The 20,742-nt window shown below is 59.5% G+C and carries 18 protein-coding genes, 1 tRNA gene and 1 pseudogene; 9 read left to right on the top strand and 11 right to left on the bottom strand.

The annotated features are described in order from the left end of the window. Window positions 1–184 precede the first annotated feature (184 nt). From FZ934_RS05890 to FZ934_RS05870, 5 genes are all read right to left on the bottom strand, one after another. Window positions 185–556, bottom strand: coding sequence for a phasin family protein (locus tag FZ934_RS05890; RefSeq protein WP_153270299.1), 372 nt, complete (start codon window positions 554–556; stop codon window positions 185–187). 215 nt (window positions 557–771) lie between these two features. After that, window positions 772–1,197, bottom strand: coding sequence for a DUF3597 domain-containing protein (locus tag FZ934_RS05885; protein WP_153270298.1), 426 nt, complete (start codon window positions 1,195–1,197; stop codon window positions 772–774). A gap of 200 nt (window positions 1,198–1,397) precedes the next feature. Further along, window positions 1,398–1,601 (bottom strand): DUF3126 family protein, encoded by a 204-nt coding sequence (locus FZ934_RS05880; RefSeq protein WP_153270297.1) that lies wholly within the window; start codon window positions 1,599–1,601, stop codon window positions 1,398–1,400. A 124-nt stretch (window positions 1,602–1,725) separates the two neighbouring features. After that, on the bottom strand, window positions 1,726–2,559 hold the full coding sequence (cysE, locus tag FZ934_RS05875; protein WP_153270296.1) for a serine O-acetyltransferase: 834 nt from the start codon (window positions 2,557–2,559) through the stop codon (window positions 1,726–1,728). A 121-nt stretch (window positions 2,560–2,680) separates the two neighbouring features. Next, a complete protein-coding gene (locus FZ934_RS05870; protein ID WP_153270295.1) occupies window positions 2,681–3,466 on the bottom strand; it encodes an alpha/beta fold hydrolase in 786 nt (261 codons plus the stop codon). 159 nt (window positions 3,467–3,625) lie between these two features. Here FZ934_RS05870 and FZ934_RS05865 point away from each other — a divergent pair, with 159 nt between their 5' ends. Further along, window positions 3,626–3,871: a zinc-finger domain-containing protein gene (locus FZ934_RS05865; RefSeq protein WP_113365546.1), complete on the top strand. Its 246-nt coding sequence runs from the start codon at window positions 3,626–3,628 to the stop codon at window positions 3,869–3,871. Between the two features lie 22 nt (window positions 3,872–3,893). Further along, window positions 3,894–5,045, top strand: a complete 1,152-nt coding sequence (locus tag FZ934_RS05860) for an FAD-dependent monooxygenase (protein ID WP_153270294.1) — start codon at window positions 3,894–3,896, stop codon at window positions 5,043–5,045. On the opposite strand, the gene FZ934_RS05855 is transcribed toward FZ934_RS05860, so the two are convergent. Further along, entirely contained in the window at window positions 5,046–6,236 is a 1,191-nt protein-coding gene (locus tag FZ934_RS05855) for a cystathionine beta-lyase (RefSeq protein WP_153270293.1), read from the bottom strand. Window positions 6,237–6,606: 370 nt separating this feature from the next. Between FZ934_RS05855 and FZ934_RS05850 the strand changes: the two genes are divergently transcribed. From FZ934_RS05850 to FZ934_RS05835, 4 genes are all read left to right on the top strand, one after another. Then, window positions 6,607–7,632 (top strand): amino acid ABC transporter substrate-binding protein, encoded by a 1,026-nt coding sequence (locus FZ934_RS05850; protein ID WP_153270292.1) that lies wholly within the window; start codon window positions 6,607–6,609, stop codon window positions 7,630–7,632. 97 nt (window positions 7,633–7,729) lie between these two features. After that, the gene (locus FZ934_RS05845; protein WP_153270291.1) at window positions 7,730–8,932 is read left to right on the top strand and encodes an amino acid ABC transporter permease; all 1,203 of its coding nucleotides are present in this window, start codon (window positions 7,730–7,732) and stop codon (window positions 8,930–8,932) included. A 1-nt stretch (window position 8,933) separates the two neighbouring features. Further along, a complete protein-coding gene (locus FZ934_RS05840; RefSeq protein ID WP_153270290.1) occupies window positions 8,934–10,088 on the top strand; it encodes an amino acid ABC transporter permease in 1,155 nt (384 codons plus the stop codon). A gap of 17 nt (window positions 10,089–10,105) precedes the next feature. Further along, window positions 10,106–10,879: an amino acid ABC transporter ATP-binding protein gene (locus tag FZ934_RS05835; RefSeq protein ID WP_153270289.1), complete on the top strand. Its 774-nt coding sequence runs from the start codon at window positions 10,106–10,108 to the stop codon at window positions 10,877–10,879. Window positions 10,880–10,999: 120 nt separating this feature from the next. Here FZ934_RS05835 and FZ934_RS05830 read toward each other — a convergent pair whose 3' ends face one another. Beyond that, the gene (locus tag FZ934_RS05830; protein ID WP_153272376.1) at window positions 11,000–11,434 is read right to left on the bottom strand and encodes a hypothetical protein; all 435 of its coding nucleotides are present in this window, start codon (window positions 11,432–11,434) and stop codon (window positions 11,000–11,002) included. A gap of 222 nt (window positions 11,435–11,656) precedes the next feature. Here FZ934_RS05830 and FZ934_RS05825 point away from each other — a divergent pair, with 222 nt between their 5' ends. Both FZ934_RS05825 and FZ934_RS05820 read left to right on the top strand, forming a co-directional pair. Then, window positions 11,657–12,718, top strand: a complete 1,062-nt coding sequence (locus FZ934_RS05825) for a class I SAM-dependent methyltransferase (protein ID WP_153270288.1) — start codon at window positions 11,657–11,659, stop codon at window positions 12,716–12,718. A 205-nt stretch (window positions 12,719–12,923) separates the two neighbouring features. Continuing rightward, window positions 12,924–12,998: transfer RNA gene (locus FZ934_RS05820), tRNA-Glu, on the top strand. 76 nt (window positions 12,999–13,074) lie between these two features. Here the strand turns inward: FZ934_RS05820 and FZ934_RS05815 are convergent. Continuing rightward, window positions 13,075–14,139 carry a glycosyltransferase family 4 protein gene (locus tag FZ934_RS05815; RefSeq protein WP_153270287.1) on the bottom strand — a complete coding sequence of 355 codons (1,065 nt, stop codon included), beginning with the start codon at window positions 14,137–14,139 and terminating at the stop codon, window positions 13,075–13,077. Between the two features lie 400 nt (window positions 14,140–14,539). Between FZ934_RS05815 and FZ934_RS05810 the strand changes: the two genes are divergently transcribed. Further along, window positions 14,540–15,976, top strand: a complete 1,437-nt coding sequence (locus tag FZ934_RS05810; RefSeq protein WP_153270286.1) for an oligosaccharide flippase family protein — start codon at window positions 14,540–14,542, stop codon at window positions 15,974–15,976. Window positions 15,977–16,009: 33 nt separating this feature from the next. Here the strand turns inward: FZ934_RS05810 and FZ934_RS05805 are convergent, their stop codons facing one another. From FZ934_RS05805 to FZ934_RS05795, 3 genes and pseudogenes are all read right to left on the bottom strand, one after another. After that, window positions 16,010–17,032 (bottom strand): glycosyltransferase family 2 protein, encoded by a 1,023-nt coding sequence (locus tag FZ934_RS05805; RefSeq protein WP_246737846.1) that lies wholly within the window; start codon window positions 17,030–17,032, stop codon window positions 16,010–16,012. Beyond that, the gene (locus FZ934_RS05800; protein ID WP_246737845.1) at window positions 17,029–18,687 is read right to left on the bottom strand and encodes a Wzz/FepE/Etk N-terminal domain-containing protein; all 1,659 of its coding nucleotides are present in this window, start codon (window positions 18,685–18,687) and stop codon (window positions 17,029–17,031) included. The genes FZ934_RS05805 and FZ934_RS05800 overlap by 4 nt, the downstream gene beginning before the upstream one ends. Further along, window positions 18,684–20,719: pseudogene (locus FZ934_RS05795) on the bottom strand (glycosyltransferase). The gene FZ934_RS05800 and the pseudogene FZ934_RS05795 overlap by 4 nt, the downstream one beginning before the upstream one ends. Between the last annotated feature and the right edge of the window lie 23 nt (window positions 20,720–20,742).

Here is a 20,742-nt window from a genome sequence, read left to right as displayed (position 1 = left end):
AGTTCATTATGCAGCGATTTTAAGCCCCTTGCTTCACACTGCAATCACAATTCGGCTGGACTTGGCGCTAAGACACAAAAACTATAAAGCGCAGGGGAGAAGCCTACAGGCAAATACAAAAAGACCGGCTGCAGATGCGTAGCCGGTCTTCGTTTTTCAAGGGTTGTCGTTAGTGTCGCTGCGTTCAAGCCGCTTCGGTCGTCACCACGGTCGCTGCCTTGGAAGCTTTGACCGGAGGCGTCGCAACAGGCGCCTCGTAGGGCTTGTAGGCACTTTTGGCGAGATCGGTGTACATTTCGCCCAGTCTTGTCGCTTCAGCAACAAAGTTCTCGTATGCCGACCGCACATAGCCGGTCTGCAGTTCGAAGGCAGCTTCCACGCTGCGGACACCGGATAGCGCTTCCATGTGAGTCACGGCGTCCTGGAAGGACTTCTTGGAGTACTCGGCAGCTTCCGCCGCGATCGCCTGAAATCCTTTTGCCGTGTCAGAATAGCTCTTCAGCATGGTATCCATGGCCTCTTTGCTTTTGCGCGAGGCGTCGTCGAAGTTCAGCATGCCCATCCTCCTTTTGGCTGACCGGCAAAAGGTAGCTGCGCCGCACAAATAGTCAAGCGATCTTGTGCGACGCAAAACAATCAAAGATTGCAATTGCCGATTACGAAATCTGGCGAAAAGCGATGGCGGCCCGTGCGCATTTGATTTCACTAAAATATATTAGAGAGCCGCAACCTGCGGCTTCATAGAGAATTCTTGAGAATTCGTTGCGGGGCTCAATCGAGGAGATCAGCGGGCACCTTGCCGCCGTTCTCCGCCAGACGCTTCATCAGTGCCTTATGCAGGAACATGTTCATCGTCGCGGTATCGTGAGTATCGCCGCTATACCCCAGCTCGGCGGCGAGTTCCTTGCGCTCGGCAAGGCTCGCATCCATTCCGACGGCTTTCATCAGATCCACGATCGAACGGCGCCAATCAAGCTTTTGTCCGCTCTTCTTTACGGCCGCATCGAGCAAAGGAACGATATCGATCGTCGCCGCGACAGTTGCCGGCGCCGACGACGCGGGCGCTGATGTCGGTGGCGGTGCAGCTGGCGCGGCGGGTTTTGCCTGGCCGGATGGAGCGACCTCGGCCGTTGTCACAGGAGCGGCCCGTGCCTCGTCCCCGAATATCGCATGCTTGATCTTGTCGAAGATTCCCATGGTCAACACCCCTGTTGGCGCTCGAGCACATGCTCAAACGCAAGATGGGGCGCACCTTGGCGAGGTCCAGACATAGTACGGATTTTAGAGGGTAGTTCTGTGAAGCACGACTTTGCCGCGCGGAGCCGGACTGTCCGGCTTGGCGGGCCGCAGTCATGCGGCCTGCCTACGGTCGCGGACACGTCCGCGATGCAGCTATTTCAGAGATCGACGTCGAGGATAGCCATCGAGAAATTGTACGAGCGATCACCGTCCTCGTCATCGATATAGACGACGCCGAGAAACTCTTCGCCCAGGTAAACCTCAGCGGAGTCGTTCTTGCGGGGACGTGCCTTGACGATCACACCCGGGTTGAACGTGCGCTTGAAATAGGCGTCGAGCTTCTTGATTTCTTCTGGTTTCACACTGCATCTCCTGAGCGGTCTCGATGGCCGCTTCTTGCACGGGAACAAAGGCGCTGTAAAGGCGCGGGGCACGTCCGCGGGCTGCTATCCCCGCAGATGTGCGACCGAGTTCAGCGCCGAATCCTCAGATATCGGCGCCGATTACCTGATCCATCACGCGCGACGGTTCTGAGCAGCCGGCCTCGCCGACAACCTTGGCCGGCACGCCCGCAACCGTGGTCTTCGGCGGCACGGCCTTCAACACGACCGAGCCTGCGGCAATACGCGAGCAATGGCCGATCTCGATATTGCCGAGGATCTTCGCGCCTGCACCGATGAGAACGCCACTGCCGATCTTCGGATGACGATCCGCCCCCTCCTTGCCGGTGCCACCAAGCGTGACGCCGTGCAGAATGGAGACGTTGTCGCCGATCACGGCGGTTTCGCCGACGACCAGGCCGGTGGCATGATCGAGGAATATGCCCCGACCAATCCGCGCTGCCGGATTGATGTCGGTCTGGAAAATGCTCGACGAGCGGCTTTGCAGATAGAGCGCGAGATCACGACGACCACGGTTCAGCAGCCAGTGCGCCAGACGGTGCGTCTGCAGCGCATGGAAGCCCTTGAAGTAGAGAACAGCTTCCATGAACCGCAGGCAGGCGGGATCTCTATCATATATCGCCTGGATATCGACGCGCAGGATCGTGCCCCATTCCGGCCAATCGGCCAGCATCTGGTCGAACGTCTGCCGGAGCAGGATAGCCTGCATATCCGGATGATCCAGACGTTCACAGATGCGGTAGATGACGCACTCTTCCAGCGAACGATAGTTCAGGATCGTCGAGTAGAGAAATGCTGCCAGTACCGGATCGCTTTCAGCGGCGGCGCGCGCTTCTTCCCGCAGGCTATCCCAGATGGGATCCATCACCTTGAGCGAGCTGCCCGTCTCGAAAGTACGAACGTCTGTCTTTGCGACCATGGATGGTCTCCTGAGTATTCGTCTGAAGGGCTTTATATAAGGCAAAATCCCGTAGACATAAATGGGTTAAGCGGGATCGTTTTCCATCCGCTTTCGAAGCTCTTAATAAAGAGCCATCAGGTCACCAGCCGGCAACGTCGGCGTAGAACTCCAGCGCCGCTTTCTTGAACACCTTATCACCAACCGCAAGCATATGGTCGCGGCCCGGGATATCAAGTGCGATCGCGTGCGGCATCAGTGCCGCCAGCTCCTGAGGCGATCCTGCAATATCATCGTTGGTCCCGACGCCGATCAGCGTCGGTGCCTCGATCTTTCCCATGTCGCTGCGCAGGACGAGGTCGCGTGAGCCGTGAATACAGGCCGCCAGGGCCTCCCTGTCACTCTTCGTCTGTTCCGCGAAAGCGCGGAACATGCGGCCACGCGCGTGGGTCACCGTATCGATCGACGGGGCAAGCAATGCGTCGGCGATGGGATCCCAGTCGCCTACCCCGTCGGTCATGCCAATGCCGAGACCTCCGAGCACCAGAGAACGCACCCGGTCCGGCCGCGCAAGTGCTGCGAAAACCGAAATCCGCGCTCCCATCGAATAGCCCATGACATTGGCTTCCGGGATTCCGAGATGATCCAGAAGCGCGATCGCGTCGCCTGCCATGTGCCACGGCCGATAGGCCTCGGCATCGCGAGGCTTGTCGCTGGCGCCATGGCCGCGATTGTCGATCGCGATCACCCGGTAGCCGGCATCGCCAAGCGTCTTCAGCCAGCCCGGATGCACCCAATTGACGCTCGCACTCGATGCAAAGCCATGGATGAGCAGCACCGGAGGGCCCGCCGGATCGCCTTCATCGAAATAGGCGAGCTTCAATCCATCGTGAGAGAAATTCGAAAAGGTGGGCATATTCAAGTTCATCGGGGCAGTCCTTTTTGCGGCGGACCATATTTTATAGCCTCGCTATCTGGAACCCCTTCAGGGGTCAAAAACAAGCGGAACTGCGTCTCTTTGGCTCTACACATTTCATGCGAAGGCCTATAAGGTCCGCGCACGTTTCAAAGCATTCGGAGATTACTTATGGCTGGTCACAACATTCCCCACTTCCAGAACGACGGCGGACACCGCGTTATCGAAGTTGGCGTGAAGGAATTCATGTGCACCGGTGCATCCGTTCCGTTCGACCACCCCCACATCTTCATCGACATGGGCGACGAGAACGAAAAAGTCTGTTCGTACTGCTCGACGCTTTATCGTCTGAACACCTCGCTGAAGGCCAACCAGACTAACCCTGCCGGCTGCGTATTCCATATCAAGGCCGCCTAAGACGTCCGGAAGACGAGCATCGATGCCGATAGAACGTGCCGCCATCGTCGGGGCAGGAATTGCCGGCCTGACGACGGCGCTTTCACTGGCCAAACATGGCATCCGCTCGGAGATTTTCGAACAGGCGCCCGTGATGACGGAAGTCGGAGCGGGCCTACAGATATCACCGAACGCATCTCTCGTTCTCGACCAGCTCGGCATCCTCGAACATCTGACGCCGCTCTGGCTGGAACCGGAAGCCATCCACCTGGTCTCCGGCTTGTCGTTGCGTCGACTTGCGTCGGTTCCATCCGGGCATTTCGCGCGCGATCGCTGGGGTTCGCCCTATGGTGTGCTACACCGGGCGACGCTACAGGCAGCGCTGCTGAAGGCGGTTCGGCAGAACGAGCACTGCACTCTGCATTTCGGGACGAAGATCGGCGATCAGTCACCAGACGGCGACACTGCAAAAACAGATCTCCTTATCGGTGCCGACGGGGTCTGGTCGACAGTGCGCAACCGCGTTCCCGGCGCACCCACAGCGCGTTTCTCCGGCAACATTGCGTTTCGCTTCACGGTGGCGGCTGATGCGGCGCCCGATTTTGCCGACCGCAGTTGCGTATCGGCTTTCCTTGGCCCATCGGCCCATCTCGTCTGCTATCCGCTCCGCGAGACGCAGGATTTCAACATGGTCGCGATCGTCGCCGGCAACGGGGCGCCGCACGAATGGATCAAACGTCCGAGCGAGAACCAAAGCCGACATCTTCTCTCCGCCTTTTCCAAATGGAACAAGCCGATATCGCGCTTTCTCGAGCACGCCACCAACATCAGCGTCTGGCCGCTCTACGAGGCCGTCGGCGGAACCTGGCAGAATGGCCGCGACACGGTTCTGATCGGTGATGCCGCCCATGCGATGATGCCGTTTGCGGCTCAGGGTGCTGCCATGGCGATCGAGGACGCCTACGAGCTTGCCGCCCTCGTCGCCAAGCAACCCGTTCACGATGCCCTGCTGATGTTCGAAGCGCAGCGGATGCCGCGTATAAACCGCGTTCGGCAGCGTGGCGCCTTCAATCAGTTTGCCTACCATGCGCGGGGACCGATCAGGCTCGGCCGCAACCTCGTTCTGGCGATGAAACCGCCGCGAAGCCTCGCGACGGATCTTGACTGGATATACGGCTACCGAGTCCGCGATTGATCAGACGGCGTCGGCCGCCGCGAAACCACGCTCGATATCGGCCTTTATGTCGGCGACATCCTCAAGACCGATCTGCAGCCGGATCACCGGTCCTTCCGTCGGCGCCTTTGCAACGCGGCGGTCGTTGAGACCGACGTGAACGGCGAGGCTTTCGAAGCCACCCCACGACCAGCCGAGACCGAAGATCCTGAGCGCGTCGAGGAAGGCATGCGCCTTCGGCTTGAAGCGATCGGCGCCGTCGACAGCCAGAACGAAGGAGAAGATGCCGCTTGCTCCCTTGAAGTCACGCTTCCAAAGCTCATGCGATGGGAAGCTCGGAAGAGCTGGGTGCAGGACACGCGCAACCCCGTCCCGTCCCTCGAGCCACTTCGCGATCGTCAGCGCGCTTTCGTAGTGGCGCTCGAGTCGGACGCCCATCGTGCGCAGGCCGCGCAGGATCTGGTAGGCGTCATCAGGCGCTCCGCAGATACCAAGAGTGATGTTTGCCTCATGGAGCTGCTCCCAGTGCTTCGCATTTGCCGATACCGTGCCCATCAGGATATCGGAATGCCCGGACGGATACTTCGTCGCCGCGTGGATGGAGATGTCGACGCCGTAATCGAGCGGGCGGAAATAGACGGGCGTCGCCCAGGTATTGTCCATCGTAACGACAGCGCCGTGCTTGTGGGCGATCGCGGCAATCGCCGGGATGTCCTGCATCTCGAACGTGTTCGAACCCGGCGCCTCGGTATGGACGAGCTTGGTGTTCGGCTTGATCAGCGTTTCGATCCCGGCTCCGACTGCGGGATCATAATAGTCAACGTCGACACCGAGGCGCTTGAGCATCGTGTCGCAGAAATGCCGCGTCGGGCCGTAGACGGAATCAACGATCAACGCATGGTCGCCGGCGGACAGGAATGCGAGGAAAGGAACGGTGACGGCGGCGAGACCTGATGGCACCAGGATCGTCCCGGCTGATCCTTCCAGCGCATCGATCGCTTCACACAAGGCGTCCGTCGTGGGCGTGCCGCGCGTACCGTAGGTATATTTTTGCGCCCGCGTCTCCATTGCCCGCGCATTCGGGAAAAGCACGGTCGATGCATGCACCACAGGCGGATTGACGAAGCCATGGAATTCGGCGGGATCGTTCCCGAGGTGCGAGAGGCGTGTGTTGATACCTGCGTTCTGCAGCAGGCCGTCTCTGTCTTTCATGTCGGAATTAGCCTTTTAGGGTAGGAATGCGATTGCGGACATTTGAACCCGTCATGTCGAGCGGTCAACCCTGACCCGTTCCAGGCAAAACATGGCTGCAATGCAAATCTGTGAGATATATCAGCTACTTTTCGCGATCTTTTTCAGCATTGCAACGCTCAATCGTTGGTCGTTTGCTTATTTTACGGGCCTGAATTAGCAGTTTGCCGATTTATCACGCAATCTTTCAGCGCGACACTTGACCATAGTGACATTTGCGACTGTGATAGAACCACTCGCGCCGGGAGGGTGTCGGGTCGACTGGGGGGTCTGCATGCTTCTGCCGGCGCTCCCACAAGAAAAGATAAGACAACAGAAAAGGTTGGGAAAAATGAAGATTAAGCTTCTGTCGGCCGCGATCGGCGCAGCAGTTTTCGCACTTGGCGCATCATCGGCTTCCGCCACCACTCTCGAAGACGTGAAGGCAAAGGGCTTCGTTCAGTGCGGCGTCAATACCGGCCTGCTCGGCTTCGCTCAGCCTGACGCTTCCGGCAACTGGGCCGGTTTCGACGTGGATTTCTGCAAGGCGGTTGCTTCGGCCGTATTCGGCGACCCCACCAAGGTGAAGTACACCCCGACCAACGCCAAGGAGCGTTTCACGGCACTGCAGTCCGGTGAAATCGACGTTCTGTCGCGCAACACGACCTGGACGATCAACCGCGACACGGCCCTTGGCTTCAACTTCCGTCCGGTCACCTACTACGACGGCCAGGGCTTCATGGTTCGCAAGAGCCTGAACGTGAAGTCGGCGCTCGAGCTGTCCGGCGCGGCGATCTGCGTTCAGTCCGGCACGACCACCGAACTCAACCTCGCCGACTACTTCAAGGCAAACAACCTCCAGTACAATCCGGTGGTTTTCGAAAAGCTCGAAGAAGTCAACGCGGCTTACGATTCCGGTCGCTGCGACGTCTACACGACCGACCAGTCTGGTCTCTATTCCCTGCGTCTGACGCTCAAGAACCCCGACGAGCATATGATTCTTCCCGAGATCATCTCCAAGGAGCCGCTCGGCCCGGTCGTTCGCCAGGGCGACGATCAGTGGTTCGACATCGTTTCCTGGACGGCCTACGCGCTGGTCAATGCTGAAGAATTCGGCATCACCCAGGCCAATGTCGACGAGATGAAGAACTCGCCGAATCCGGACATCAAGCGCTTCCTCGGCACGGAAGCCGACACCAAGATCGGCACGGACCTCGGCCTGACGAACGAATGGGCCTACAACATCATCAAGGGCGTCGGAAACTACAGCGAAGTCTTTGAACGGAACATCGGTCAGGGCAGCCCGTTGAAGATTGCACGTGGTCTGAACGCACTCTGGAACAAGGGCGGCATCCAGTACGCTCCTCCGGTTCGCTGATAAGCAAACCGCAAGGCACAGTGTGGGGAGGCGAGCATCGCCTTCCCATTACCAAGAAAAAAGCCCAAAAACGGGCATAAAGGGGAATAGGCTCGGCATGACGCAAGAGGCTGTGCACACGACACCTTTGCAAGGCACCGGCTGGAGTTTCCGGTCGATAATGTACGACCCCAAATATCGGGGCATCTTCTTTCAAATCCTCACGCTCGTTATTCTCGTCGGTGTGGTCTGGTGGATTGCGCACAACACCGCGCAGAACCTCGCCCGCAGCAACACCGCATCCGGTTTCGCTTTTTTACGCGGACGCGCTGGCTTCGAGATCGGCCAGTCGCTCATCGGCTATTCGAGCGATTCGACCTATGGACGGGCGCTCATCGTCGGCATCCTGAACACGTTGCTCGTCGCCATCACCGGGATCATTACGGCGACGATCATCGGGTTTGTCGTCGGTATCGGCCGTCTCTCGCACAACTGGCTCATCGCCAAGCTGTGCACCGTCTACGTCGAAGTCTTCCGCAACATTCCGCCGCTGCTCGTGATCTTCTTCTGGTATTCGGGCGTGCTTGCGGTCCTGCCGCAGCCGAAGGAATCGCTGCATCTACCGCTCAACATGTTCCTGAACAATCGCGGCCTCGCCTTCCCGAAGCCGATCTTTGAAAGCGGGATGTGGGTCGTCGGCGCGGCGCTCTTGATCGGCCTCGTCGCGTCCTTCGTGACGGCACGGTGGGCGCATCGCCGCCAGGCAGCGACCGGCCAGCAGTTTCATACGATCTGGGCGTCTCTCGCCCTCATCGTCGGCCTGCCGGTCCTTGCCTTTCTCTTGAGTGGTGTCCCTCTGACATTCGACGTGCCCGTCGCAGGCAAGTTCAACCTGACTGGCGGTTCCGTCGTCGGGCCGGAGTTCATGTCGCTGTTTCTGGCGCTTTCGTTCTACACGGCGTCGTTCATCGCCGAGATCGTTCGCGGCGGCATCCGGGGCGTACCGAAGGGCCAGTCGGAGGCGGCTGGCGCTCTCGGACTGCATCCGTCGGGCATCACGCGACTGGTGGTCGTGCCGCAGGCACTGCGCATCATCATACCGCCGCTGACAAGCCAATATCTCAACCTGACGAAGAACTCGTCTCTGGCGATCGCGATCGGCTTTTCCGATCTGGTTGCCGTCGGCGGAACGATTCTCAATCAGACAGGCCAGGCAATCGAAGTCGTGCTCATCTGGGCGATCGTCTACCTGACGCTCAGCATTCTGACGTCGATTTTCATGAACTGGTTCAACGCCAAGATGGCTTTGGTGGAGAGATAAGATGTCGGTATCCAATCAAGCCTTCGTCAGGTCGACGATCGTCCCGCCGGAGCCGGCACCGCTCGGTGAGAAGGGCGCTCTGGCCTGGATCAAAAAGAACCTCCTCGCCACGCCCAAGGATGTCGTCCTGACGGTTGTGGCGCTTGCCTTCCTCGGATGGGCAGTTCCGCACATCGTCAACTGGCTGTTCATTCAGGCAGTCTGGAGCGGACCCGACAGAACCTTCTGCGCGACGACTGTGCAGGGCGGTGTACAACCGGACGGCTGGAGCGGCGCATGCTGGGCGTTCGTCAACGCGAAGTTCGATCAGTTCATCTTCGGACGCTATCCGTTGGGCGAACGCTGGCGGCCTACGATCGTCGGCATCTTATTCGTGCTCCTGCTCGTGCCGATGCTGATCCCCAAGATGCCAAGAAAGGGGTTGAACGCGCTCCTGCTGTTCGTCGCCCTGCCCTTGCTGTCGTTCTGGCTGCTCTACGGCGGCCTCGGGCTGGAGGTTGTCGAAACCTCTCTCTGGGGCGGACTGATGGTGACGCTGGTGCTATCCTTCGTCGGCATTGCCGTATCGCTGCCATTCGGGATTATTCTGGCGCTCGGCAGACGGTCGCAGATGCCTGTTATCAGGATGATCTGCGTCGCATTCATCGAGATCGTCCGCGGTATCCCGCTGATCACGGTGCTTTTCATGGCGAGTGTGATGCTGCCGCTCTTCCTGCCGACCGGATGGACGGTCGACAAGCTGCTGCGAGCCTTGATCGGCGTTTCAATATTCGCGTCGGCCTACATGGCTGAAGTCATTCGCGGCGGCCTGCAGGCTATCCCGAAGGGACAGTTCGAAGGCGCGGATTCACTCGGCCTTGGTTATTGGCAGAAGACGCGCCTTGTCATTTTGCCGCAAGCGATCAAATTGGTTATTCCAGGTATCGTGAACACGTTCATCGGCATGTTCAAGGACACGTCGCTGGTGTCTATCATCGGCATGTTCGACCTGCTCGGTATCGTGCGACTGAACTTCACCGACTCCAACTGGGCGTCGGCGGTAACGCCACTGACGGGGCTGATCTTCGCCGGATTCGTTTTCTGGCTGTTCTGCTTCGGCATGTCGCGCTATTCAGGTTTCATGGAACGTTATCTCGATACCGGCCACAAACGATAAAAATGAGGGAATGGGCAATGGCTGAAGCTCAGCAGAAGAAGATGACCGTCTCGGCTACGGATGTAGCAGTCGACATCGTCAGCATGAACAAGTGGTACGGCGATTTTCACGTGCTGCGGGATATCAACCTGAAGGTCATGCGCGGCGAGCGCATCGTCATCGCCGGCCCTTCGGGTTCGGGCAAGTCGACGATGATCCGCTGCATCAATCGGTTGGAAGAACACCAGAAGGGCCAGATCATCGTCGATGGCGTCGAGCTCACCAACGATCTCAAGAAGATCGATGAAGTGCGTCGCGAAGTCGGTATGGTGTTCCAGCACTTCAACCTCTTCCCGCACCTGACGATCCTGGAAAACTGCACGCTGGCGCCGATCTGGGTGCGCAAGATGCCGAAGAAGCAGGCCGAGGAAGTCGCCATGCACTTCCTCAAGCGCGTCAAGATCCCAGAGCAGGCGAACAAGTATCCGGGCCAGCTCTCCGGCGGCCAGCAGCAGCGCGTCGCGATCGCACGCTCGCTCTGCATGAACCCGAAGATCATGCTGTTCGACGAGCCGACGTCTGCTCTCGATCCCGAGATGATCAAGGAAGTCCTCGATACGATGGTCGGCCTTGCGGAAGAAGGCATGACGATGCTCTGCGTCACCCATGAAATGGGCTTTGCGCGGCAGGTCGCCAACCGCGTCATCTTCATGGACCAGGGACAGATCGTCGAACAGAACTCGCCGGCCGAGTTCTTCGACAATCCGCAGCACGAGCGCACGAAGCTCTTCCTCAGCCAGATCCTGCACTAGGCTAAGCTGCAATAACATAAGCCGCCGGTTCATCGCCGGCGGCTTTTTCGTGGTCTTCAACTAAACGCTGCAGAAAAAGGCGCCGCTCCAAGAGGCGCCCTTTTTGAGATCGCAGTTGGCTCAGCCTTTGAGCTTCGCGTTGCAGAGGCTGTAGTAGCCGCCGCCCTTCTGGATCCACTTCAGGCCGTTCAGCGTATTTGCATCCTTGTTGGTGTGATAGGAATCAACGCAGGTATGCATCCGCCCCTTGCCGGGCGTTTCCTTCGCATATTTCGGTGCGATCGCTGTTGGGAACGTTACGCCCTTTGGTGCTGCGGCCGTGGGCTTTTCGGGCTCTTCACCGCTGTTCAGCGTAACATCCGGCTCTGCCGTTGCGTCCGGGCCGCACTGGGCCTTGCGGAAGTCATTCCATTTCATGTCTTTCGCGGAGCCATCCGCCTGTGCGGATTTGTACTTCGCACTGCATTCTTTCATCGTGAGCGCTGCGGAGGGGCTTGCGAAGGCAAGTGCGCCCAGAAGGGAAACGGAAGCAAGAATTGTCAACTGCTTGATCATGATCATTCCTCCAACGCCTCGGTCAGGCTGTTTGACTATCATTCCCGGTATTTTTCTTGTCAACGCGGCATTTTCGCAACCACGGCGGTAAAATGTCTTCAAGCCGGCGATCGGGCCGATGCCCCGGACAGACCGGCATGCCCGCAGGTTGTTTGCATGGCTGGCTTCACGGGTGGTACAATTGCGGTGCTGGTTCTTCCCTACAGTTTTATGGAGGATGACATGCATCAACCCGACATGCAGAAAGTGGATGCACTCGTCGGCCGATTGATCGGCGATGTGGGTGCGGCTGTATCCGGCGCACTCGTCGTGCTTGGCGACGATGTGGGCCTCTTCAAGGCGATGGCCGACGGCAAGCCGGTCACCTCGACTGAACTCTCTGAGAAGACAGGCATACGCGAACGGTATCTACGCGAGTGGCTGTCGGCGCTCGCCGCCGCCGACTACCTTCATTACGACGAACGTAAGGATCGTTTCTCGCTGACACCAGAACAGGCGATGGTCTTTTCCGACGAGGACAGCCCGGCCTTCTTTGCCGGTGCTTTTCAGGTCGTTCAGGCGCTGTGGGCGGATGAGCCGAAGGTCGCGGAAGCGTTCCGGACCGGCAAGGGCCTTGGCTGGCACGAACACAGCAACTGCCTGTTCCGCGGTACGGAGCGGTTCTTCCGGACAGGTTACAACAACAACCTGGTCGCGGACTGGATCCCTGCCCTCAATGGCATGGAGGCCCGGCCGAAAGCCGGCGCCAAGGTTGCGGATATCGGCTGTGGGCATGGCGCCTCGACCATCCTGATGGCTCAGGCCTATCCAGCCTCGAAGTTCTACGGCTTCGATTACCATATGCCATCGATCGAACGGGCACGGGCAGCCGCCAAGGAAGCCGGTGTCGACGACCGCGTGACATTCCAGCAGGCGTCGGCCTCGAGTTTCCCGGCCGACAGCTACGATCTGATTGCGATGTTCGACTGCCTTCACGACATGGGCGACCCCGTCGGAGCAGGCAAGCATGTCAGGGAATCGCTCTCTGCGGACGGAACATGGATGATCGTAGAGCCCTTCGCGCACGATTGCCTGAAGGACAATCTCAATCCTGTGGGTCGCGTCTACTATGGTGCTTCGACGATGATCTGCACCCCTGCATCCATGTCGCAGGAAGTGGGTTTGGCGCTCGGGGCGCAGGCTGGTGAATCGAAGCTCCGGAAGGTTGCGCTCGACGCTGGCTTCAAGCACTTCCATCGAGCAACGGAAACGCCCTTCAACATGGTTTTCGAAGTGCGCGCTTAGCCCGATGGCATCCCTGTGCGTTCGCGGCGCGCATACTTCGTCGCAACGGACGCACAGAGATTTTATAAATCCTCTTTTATTTTCATCATGATAACGCGAATGGCCAATTGCGGCTGGGGAAAAAATCGCACCATTGCGATTTTTCTTCGTTTTGCCGCTTGCGGGATTCAAAAGGCCTGACTATAAGGGCGCCACCACGAAGGAAGCGCCCTTCGTCTATCGGTTAGGACACCAGATTTTCATTCTGGGAAGAGGGGTTCGACTCCCCTAGGGCGTGCCACTTCCAATCAAGATCACCACAGATTTTCGATTGCGGATCACCAGAACTCTGGCGATGAATCGCGTGCAACCCCATGTCACGCCGCGTCCTTTTCCAACGCCCCCACGTAGACTAGCATTGTCTCTTGAACGACCCGATCGACCGTCAGGTAATCGATGCGCAACTGGCTCTTCTCCTGCCAGATCTGCACACGCGAAGGACTTTCGAGGAGATCACAGAGAGCCGCGGCCAGCGCCTCCGGATCGCGCGGCGGCACAAGAATGCCGGCATCGCCATGCTCCAGCAGTTGCGGAATGCCGTCGACATTTGTTCCGATGACCGCACAGCGGGCTTCGCGCGCCTCTGAAAGCACGAGCGGTGCGGGGTCGGCGTGGGAGGGAAGGACAAAAATATCGGCGCCGCGCATGTAGGACGACGGGTTGTCGATCGCGCCGACGAAGCTGACGGCTGCGGCGCATTGCATTCTCTCTGCCATCTGCCTGTAGGAAGACGCCATCGGCCCGCCGCCGACCACATAGAGGCGAGCGGTAGGATATCTCGCATAGGCGACGTCGAACGCGTCCAACAAATCTGGAAGCCCTTTTCGCGGATGAAGACCGCCGACGAAGAGTATGCTCGGCGACTCCAGCGTTACCGGCTGATGTGAATGGTCCGCAAACCGCGGCGACCCGATCGTACCGTTCAGGACGACGCGAAGCTTCTCCTCTGAAACACCGCGCTGCCGCATCGAGGCGCTGACGGCCTCACTCACTGCGATCACCCGCGTGCCCACCCTCATCAGCGTTGCGCTGTCTTCAAACTCGTTATGGACGGTCGTTATCAAAGGCACGCCCGCAAGCTTGCAGATCGGATAGGAGAGAACCGCGCTGGTGATCATGTGAGCGTGGACGATATCCGGCCGCCAGGCACGCAGATATCTGTGCAGCGCCGCCACCGACCCCAGCAATCGCAGCGATTTTTTCTCCATGTCGATGAAGACGGTTTCGACGCCGTTACGCGCCAGCAGATCCTTGAAGTCACCGCCGCCGCTGGCAACGCACACCTGATGGCCCAGCTTGCTCTGCGCACAGGCAAGGTCGACGGCGGCGTGCACATGTCCATTCGAACGATGGGTATGATTTAGAATATGAACAATGCGCATTGTCGAACACCATTACAGGGACAACTGCATGAACACGCTCGCGGGGAATATAATAGATCGGGTATTCGATCGAAATAACAAAAGCTCGATGAGAGCCGGGAATCCAAATAATATCATATAATTTACTCGGCACCGCTCGAGGCAGACTTGATGGATCGAGCGCCGTGCTGGTAGCATAGGTGACGGTGATACGATTATCACCTTGTAGATGCCGTCTTTCCTTCTCCAGCCGGAACGATGTCCGGCCGCAATATCGCTCCCAGGACCGATAGCAAGGGGGTTTCGTGCAAGACAAGACGAGTGGCAGCCATTCCTCCGCACCTCCATCGTCCGGCATCGTCCGCGCGCTCCGTTTCCCCGCCCTCGCCTTCTTCAGCCCATCCGCGGATCGGGAGACATCATGCTAGCGTCGAGAGCCCTCAAAGGTGCCGGCTGGCTTGTCTTCTCACGCTTCGTGACCAGAATTATCGATTTTCTGACGCTTCTCGTGCTTGCGCGGATTCTCACGCCGACCGATTTCGGCGTTGCGGCTTTGGCAACATCCATGGTCGTTATCGTGGACACCGTCCTTGAGGTCCCGGTCACGCAGGCTCTATTACGCCTGGATACGATCGACAAAACTCACCTGGACACCGGCTTCACCCTCAGTCTTCTCCGCAGCATCGTTGTTGCCGTCATACTCGTCGCAATCGTGTGGCCGTTTTCCGTGTTCAATCGAGATCCCTTGCTCATTCCGCTTGTCGCGGTCGTCGCCATCGGACCGATTGCAAGAGGGTTGAACAGCCCCGGAATGGTCTACTTTGCAAGAGACCTCGGCTTCCGGCAGATCTTCCTTCTCGAAACGTTTGGGAAGGTGTGCGCGAGCATTGTCGCCATCACGATCGTACTGTCGGGCGGACGATACTGGGCCATCGCTGCGAACTTTGCGACGGCATCGGTAGCCGCAGCCTGCCTTTCCTATGTCTTGGCGCCGTACAGGCCGGCGTTTTCCCTGTCGCGCCTGAAGGACTTCGCCGGCTTTATCGGCTGGTTCAGCTCCGCGCAGCTCGTTGCCGCGCTGAACTGGCAATTCGATCGCTTCCTGATCGGTGCTTTCGCGGACAAACCGACGCTTGGCCGCTATGCCGTCGCGAGCGACGTCGCCGTCATTCCCTCGCAAAGTATCATCGGGCCGGCGCAACAGCCTGTCATGGCAGCATTTTCACGGATCACATCCGATCCCGACCGCATGAGGACAGCATTTCTGAAGGCGGTTCGCTTTATTACGATGGTTTCGCTGCCGGTCTGTATCGGTATCTCGCTGACGGCGGACCTAGTGACCGACCTGCTGCTCGGAAACCAATGGAAGGCATCAGCGCCGCTACTCAGCCTTCTCGCGCTATCTATCTTGCCCATCCCCTATTTCCAGACGTTGAACTCGGCAAGCCTCGCGAGCGATCGACCGCATGTCATCTTCCGGCTGAACGTCATCGATCTCTGCTTCCGCCTCGTAGCGGTTGTCGCGGGCTTTTATCTCTACTCGGTGACAGGCGTCAGCATCGCCCGGGTTCTGCTCGCAGCGATCATGTTCTTTTTCTACCTGACGGAGACCAGGCGACTGCTGGCGCTGGGCATTTCCGAACAGCTGCTGAACATCTGGAAGATCCCCGTCGCCGGCGCGGCGATGGCCATCGGCGTGCTCATCCTCCGCGAGGAAATCGCCGGGCGCGGCTGGCATGACCTCGTCGAGCTGATCGTGGTGTCCATAGTCGGTGCAGCGATCTATGCCGGGACATTGCTTGGCCTGGGCATGAGGATCGTGGCGGGAGCAGGTCGCCTGGAGCTGGTCGACCGGTGACTTCGCCTCACAAGATCGCGCGCAGAAATCCGATCATCGAACGATCCCGACATCGAGCCGATAGGACAGGCTTCGTTGAGCTCGCCGGTTCGGCAAAAGCGCCGTCAACATCAGGAATCCGCCAAGTGTGCACTTCGTCCTGAGCTGGTTCTCTCCACCCCAAAGCTTTTTGAGAAGCCGGAACGTCGTCGAGATCGAGACGTCGCGCCCTTCCGCGACAGCGAGATAGAAGGAACGCTCAAGATAAAAGTACGCCTCTTCGGTCCGTACCAGATCCTGTGCCACCTCAAAACGCTGCAGGATCTGCCGCAGATGCCTCATGCGATCGACGAACCGCTTCAGTTCGCGTCGTAGGACCTGCGGATCAACGGCGCGGCCGAGACCGGAGTCGTTGCAGCCGTGAATCCGGTATCGGCCAAGCGGCTCGGACAGGCTCACTACATCGCCGTAAAACGGCGCCGCAAACAGCATGACGCCATCGATCCATGGCTCATAGTCCACTTCGGCCAACAATTCGCAAACGTCGCGCCGAAAGACATTTCCCGAGGTGGGTGGCGAGGTGTAGACGCCGGTGCGCAGGACGCTTTCGGTCAGGCGGCGATCGCGAAAGCTCTCGAGCTTCGGAACGGGATGACCGGTGATCGGGGCACCATGCTCATCAATGCGGACGAGTGGAAACTGGAGCTTCGCAACACCGCTATCGAGGTGACTTACAATCGTGTCGAGAGCTCCCGGCGCCAGCTCGTCGTCGGCGTCGAGGAAAAGCAGAAACGGCGCTCGCGTCGTCGCGATGCCATGCAGGCAGGCGGCACGCGCACCTCCATTTTCGACCCGGTAGGCTTCGACCCCCTCGGCGCGGATCGCCTCCCACGACGCATCTGTCGATCCGTCATCGATCACGATGAGCTGGCAATCATCGCGTAACTGCGACGTGACGCTGCGGATCGCCTGGGACACAAAGCGCTCGTAGTTGAAGCAGGTGATGATGATCGCCAGCGAAGGCGGCTTGATGTCGCTTGAGCCGTTTGCCGCTGACCTGGCAGAGTGCGCGTTCATAGGTTTGCCCGGGTCACCACTGTGCCGATTACCTTTGCGCGAGCGTGGCGCAGCTGCTGCAAGGCGCTCTGGACTTCACCGATCGTGGTCTTGCCTGCCGTGGCCACGAACAAGACGGCATCGGCATGGGTCGCCAACGCCAGCGCATCCTTGGATGCGTCGAGTGCCGGCAGGTCGAGCAGGACGTCGCCCTGAAGTCGGGCGGCATCGAGAAGTCGTCCAACACGGGGGCTGCGAAAATCCGCAAAGAGGTTCGCCTTCTTGTCGGTCGAGTGGATCGGAAGGACAGCGACGCCATCGAGATTCCGGAAAAGGAGATCCTGTTGCCCGCCTGATATTGCGGCGTCGGCAAGCGATGTCGGCGCGGCGACGCGTGCCTCTCCATTCGACCTCTCCGGCCACTCCTTCTCCTGGAACAGCGTCACATAGCGCCCGCTTCCCCTGATGAGCTGGGCGAGACTGAAGCAGAGCGTCGAAACCCCGCTGCCTGACGACCAACCGACCAGCGCGATCACAATGCTCCTTTCGCTGCGCAGCGTCGAACAGGCAATCTCAACCGACGTCCTCAGATCACGGATCGCGGTTGCGTAGTGGCATTGCTGCTTGTGAAGACGCCCGGTACTGGCTGGGCCATCGCCGACATCGGGTACCGATCCCAAACATGGTACACCGGTTTCGCGCGCCAGTTCGTCCGCGGTGAGAATCTTCCGATCGAACGCGAAGTTCAACGCCACGAGGCAGGACCCGGCGAACAGCCCGAGCAAGCCGCCAAGCAGGATTATCAGCTTCGGCCGCGGACTGGCGGGACTTAAGGGCGTAAGCGCTGCACCAATGATACGGGCGTCGGCATCCGGTGTTGGAATGGCCGGCAGCACACCACGCTTCATCGCCTCGTTTGCCGCATCCACCTGTGCGTCAAGCGCGTCAAGCCGGCCCTGCAGTGCTCCGCCGCCGGCCAGTACGGCCTGAGCCTTGAAGGCGACCGCCTGCATGATATAGGCCGACACCGCAGCATTCGCCACGCGGGCCGGCAGCGCCGGATCCGACGACGAATATTCTATCTCGATGACATAGGACTGGCCAACGCGGCGGGCATCGAGGCGTTTCGCGAAGTTGCTGAAGGCTGCCCGGCGCGCATCCGTTTCCAGGCGCCGCGTACTGTCGGAAGCGCTCGGGGCGCGGGCTTCGCCGCCGGAAGTCTCGTCGCCACCCCAGAGCTTGTGCAGCGGCGACAAGATACGATCGGCCTCGGTTGGCGCCTGTGGTCCGAGCTCAGGATTAGACTGCAGGCCGAGGCTATCGAACACGGAGGAAAGCAGCCGCTCGGAGCGTATGATCTGCAACTCGCTGTCGGCCCGGTTGAGATCGAGCCCTTGCTGAGCCACACCCTCCAATCCCGGGATAGCGGCCTGACGCGGTTCAAGCAGCAGCGTCGCCGATGAGACATAGGTTCTCGGCAGCGAATTCGCATAGAGGCCCGCAGCGACAAGGCCAACCGCCGTGCAAGCTATCAGCAGCGTCTTATGCCGGAGCGCCAGCAGGCACATCGTCCGCACGAGGGCCAGAGGGCCATCTGACCCGGCATCCGCGTTTCCGTCGTCGAACCGCCAAAGCCGCGAAGAGCGCTCCAATGGCCGGAGGTTGCTGAACATCATTTCGCTTGTACCTCAAGCTCTGTGGACCGGATTGTTCTTTTCGGCAGCGTAGCGGCGCGCTCGGGTTCGAGGCGACCGTTCAAGACATCTCGCAAGGCGATAAGATTTCCGCGAACGCGCCCTCGCCTGTCGATGAATGGTTCGGGCCAGACCAGCCTGCCGAAATTGCTGACGAGGTTGCGGAGGATCTGATCCGCAGCCTGGCCTATCGTCATCGTTCCCTTGCGCAGCATGTAGAGCGGATTGATGATCTGCGAGTAGCCCAGCCGCTCCCCGCTGATGCGGCCGCTCTTGGCCCCCATGTGGACACCGTAGGCCCTACCCGACTTCACACAGCGGCCACCGGTTTTTGCAAGCGTCGCGGCAAAATCACGATCCTCCAACCAGCTGTATAGGACGAGCCGCTCGTCGAACCGCATGCCGCTGATGGCGGCGACACGAAAGGCCATATTGCAACCATAGGGGCTGTATGGCTCAGCCCAGCTCCGATCATCGGGTGGCGCGGCTTCCAGTAGGCGGACGGCTTCATCGAAACCGATGCCCGGCCCCTTTATCCCGTCGGCAACCACGCGCCCGGTGAAGGCGGCGATGCGGCTCTCGTCGCGAAAGACGCTGCCTGCCGTCGCCAGCCATTCACTATCCGCTATGAAATCGTCGTCGAAGAACGCGACGATCTCGGTGTCTGGCGGCAGATCTCGCAGCGCCGTGTTGCGCTGGGCTGCAAGCCCGGAAGGACCGGTGAGGACACGCACACCAGGGGTAACGGCAAGATCGCCCGCATCCGAAGGCTCGGCACATGAGACAATGACACCGATCGGTTTCAATGACTGTGTCTGGAGAAGACGTTTGACCGCTCGGCTGACAATCTCCGGTCGCCCACGCGTCGCGAACACCGTAGCAATTCGAGGCTTTGCCGGTCTCTCCTTGCCATACGAACTCAAGTTCCTCGAAGGCTCCTGAAGAAGTGAGAGATATCCCTCCGCGGTATTTTGCCACGAGAACAGCTTCACACGTTCCAGCCCCTACCGACGAGGTCGCTGGCGAGATCGGGAGACTCCTTGAGAGCACGGATATGTCCGATCCATTCGGCCGCATCAAAGGGAGAGGCAAGCAACGCTGCCGGGCCGCAGACCTCGGGCATGCTGGCGCAGTTCGAAGCAACAACCGGGCAACCGCGCGCCATGGCCTCGACGATCGGAAGCCCAAACCCTTCGGCGAATGACGGGAACGCGAGACACAGGGCCCGTTCCAGCAGATAAGCCAGATCGTCATCAGTCACCCTTCCGAGCAGATGAACGTTTGGTCTTGCGCGGAGATTTTCGGTGGCAAAAACAGCGCCGCCATCGCCGGCCACAACGAGATCGACGCCGATCTCGGCCAAAGCGTCTGCCGCCGTCACAAGCAGCGCCAGATTCTTGTGCCGGGCACGTGACCCCAGTGCGAGCACGAACGGTCGCTCGCTCGGATTGCCGTATCCTCGGAAAAAGGATGGCGCGATCTGCGCCTTCGATGGGTCCCACGCGAGCGCGTGTTCGTGGCCATTCGGGAGAACCGCGATATCCTCGACGCGAACCGGCAGGTAGCGCTCGATCTGGCGGGCGGCGGCATGCGACACCGTAACGATCCTCGCTGCCCGGCGAGCCAAATATGGCTGGAGCGAGCGATAAAGCATTCGAAACCTGGAGCTGTAGCTTTCCGGTGCTGCGAATATGTTGGCGTCATGGATACAGATGATCTGATCGCGTTTCAGAGCCGGGGCGGTGTTGCAGAGGTTCAGCAAGCGACCTGAAAACGCGGTCGGCAGCGACAGCTGCTCCCAGGCGTGCCCCTGCAATCGACCGTGCGCAACAACAGGCATCTTTGTCAGGCCAGGATCGGTCGCGTGCGGTGGCACTACTATGATGGGCGCGCTCTCGCCCGCCACCATTGCGCGGTCCATTTCACGAACGACATTCATTGCGTAGCGCTGAACGCCGGTGGCGCTTTGCGTTAGAAATCGGCCATTTATCGCAAAGGGTACCGTTGCATTCATATCGGCTTCCTGTCGACTTCTTC

It is taken from the genome of Rhizobium grahamii (assembly GCF_009498215.1).
GTDB classification, from domain to species: Bacteria; Pseudomonadota; Alphaproteobacteria; order Rhizobiales; family Rhizobiaceae; genus Rhizobium; species Rhizobium grahamii_A.
This window is presented reverse-complemented; position numbering and strand designations above follow the sequence as displayed.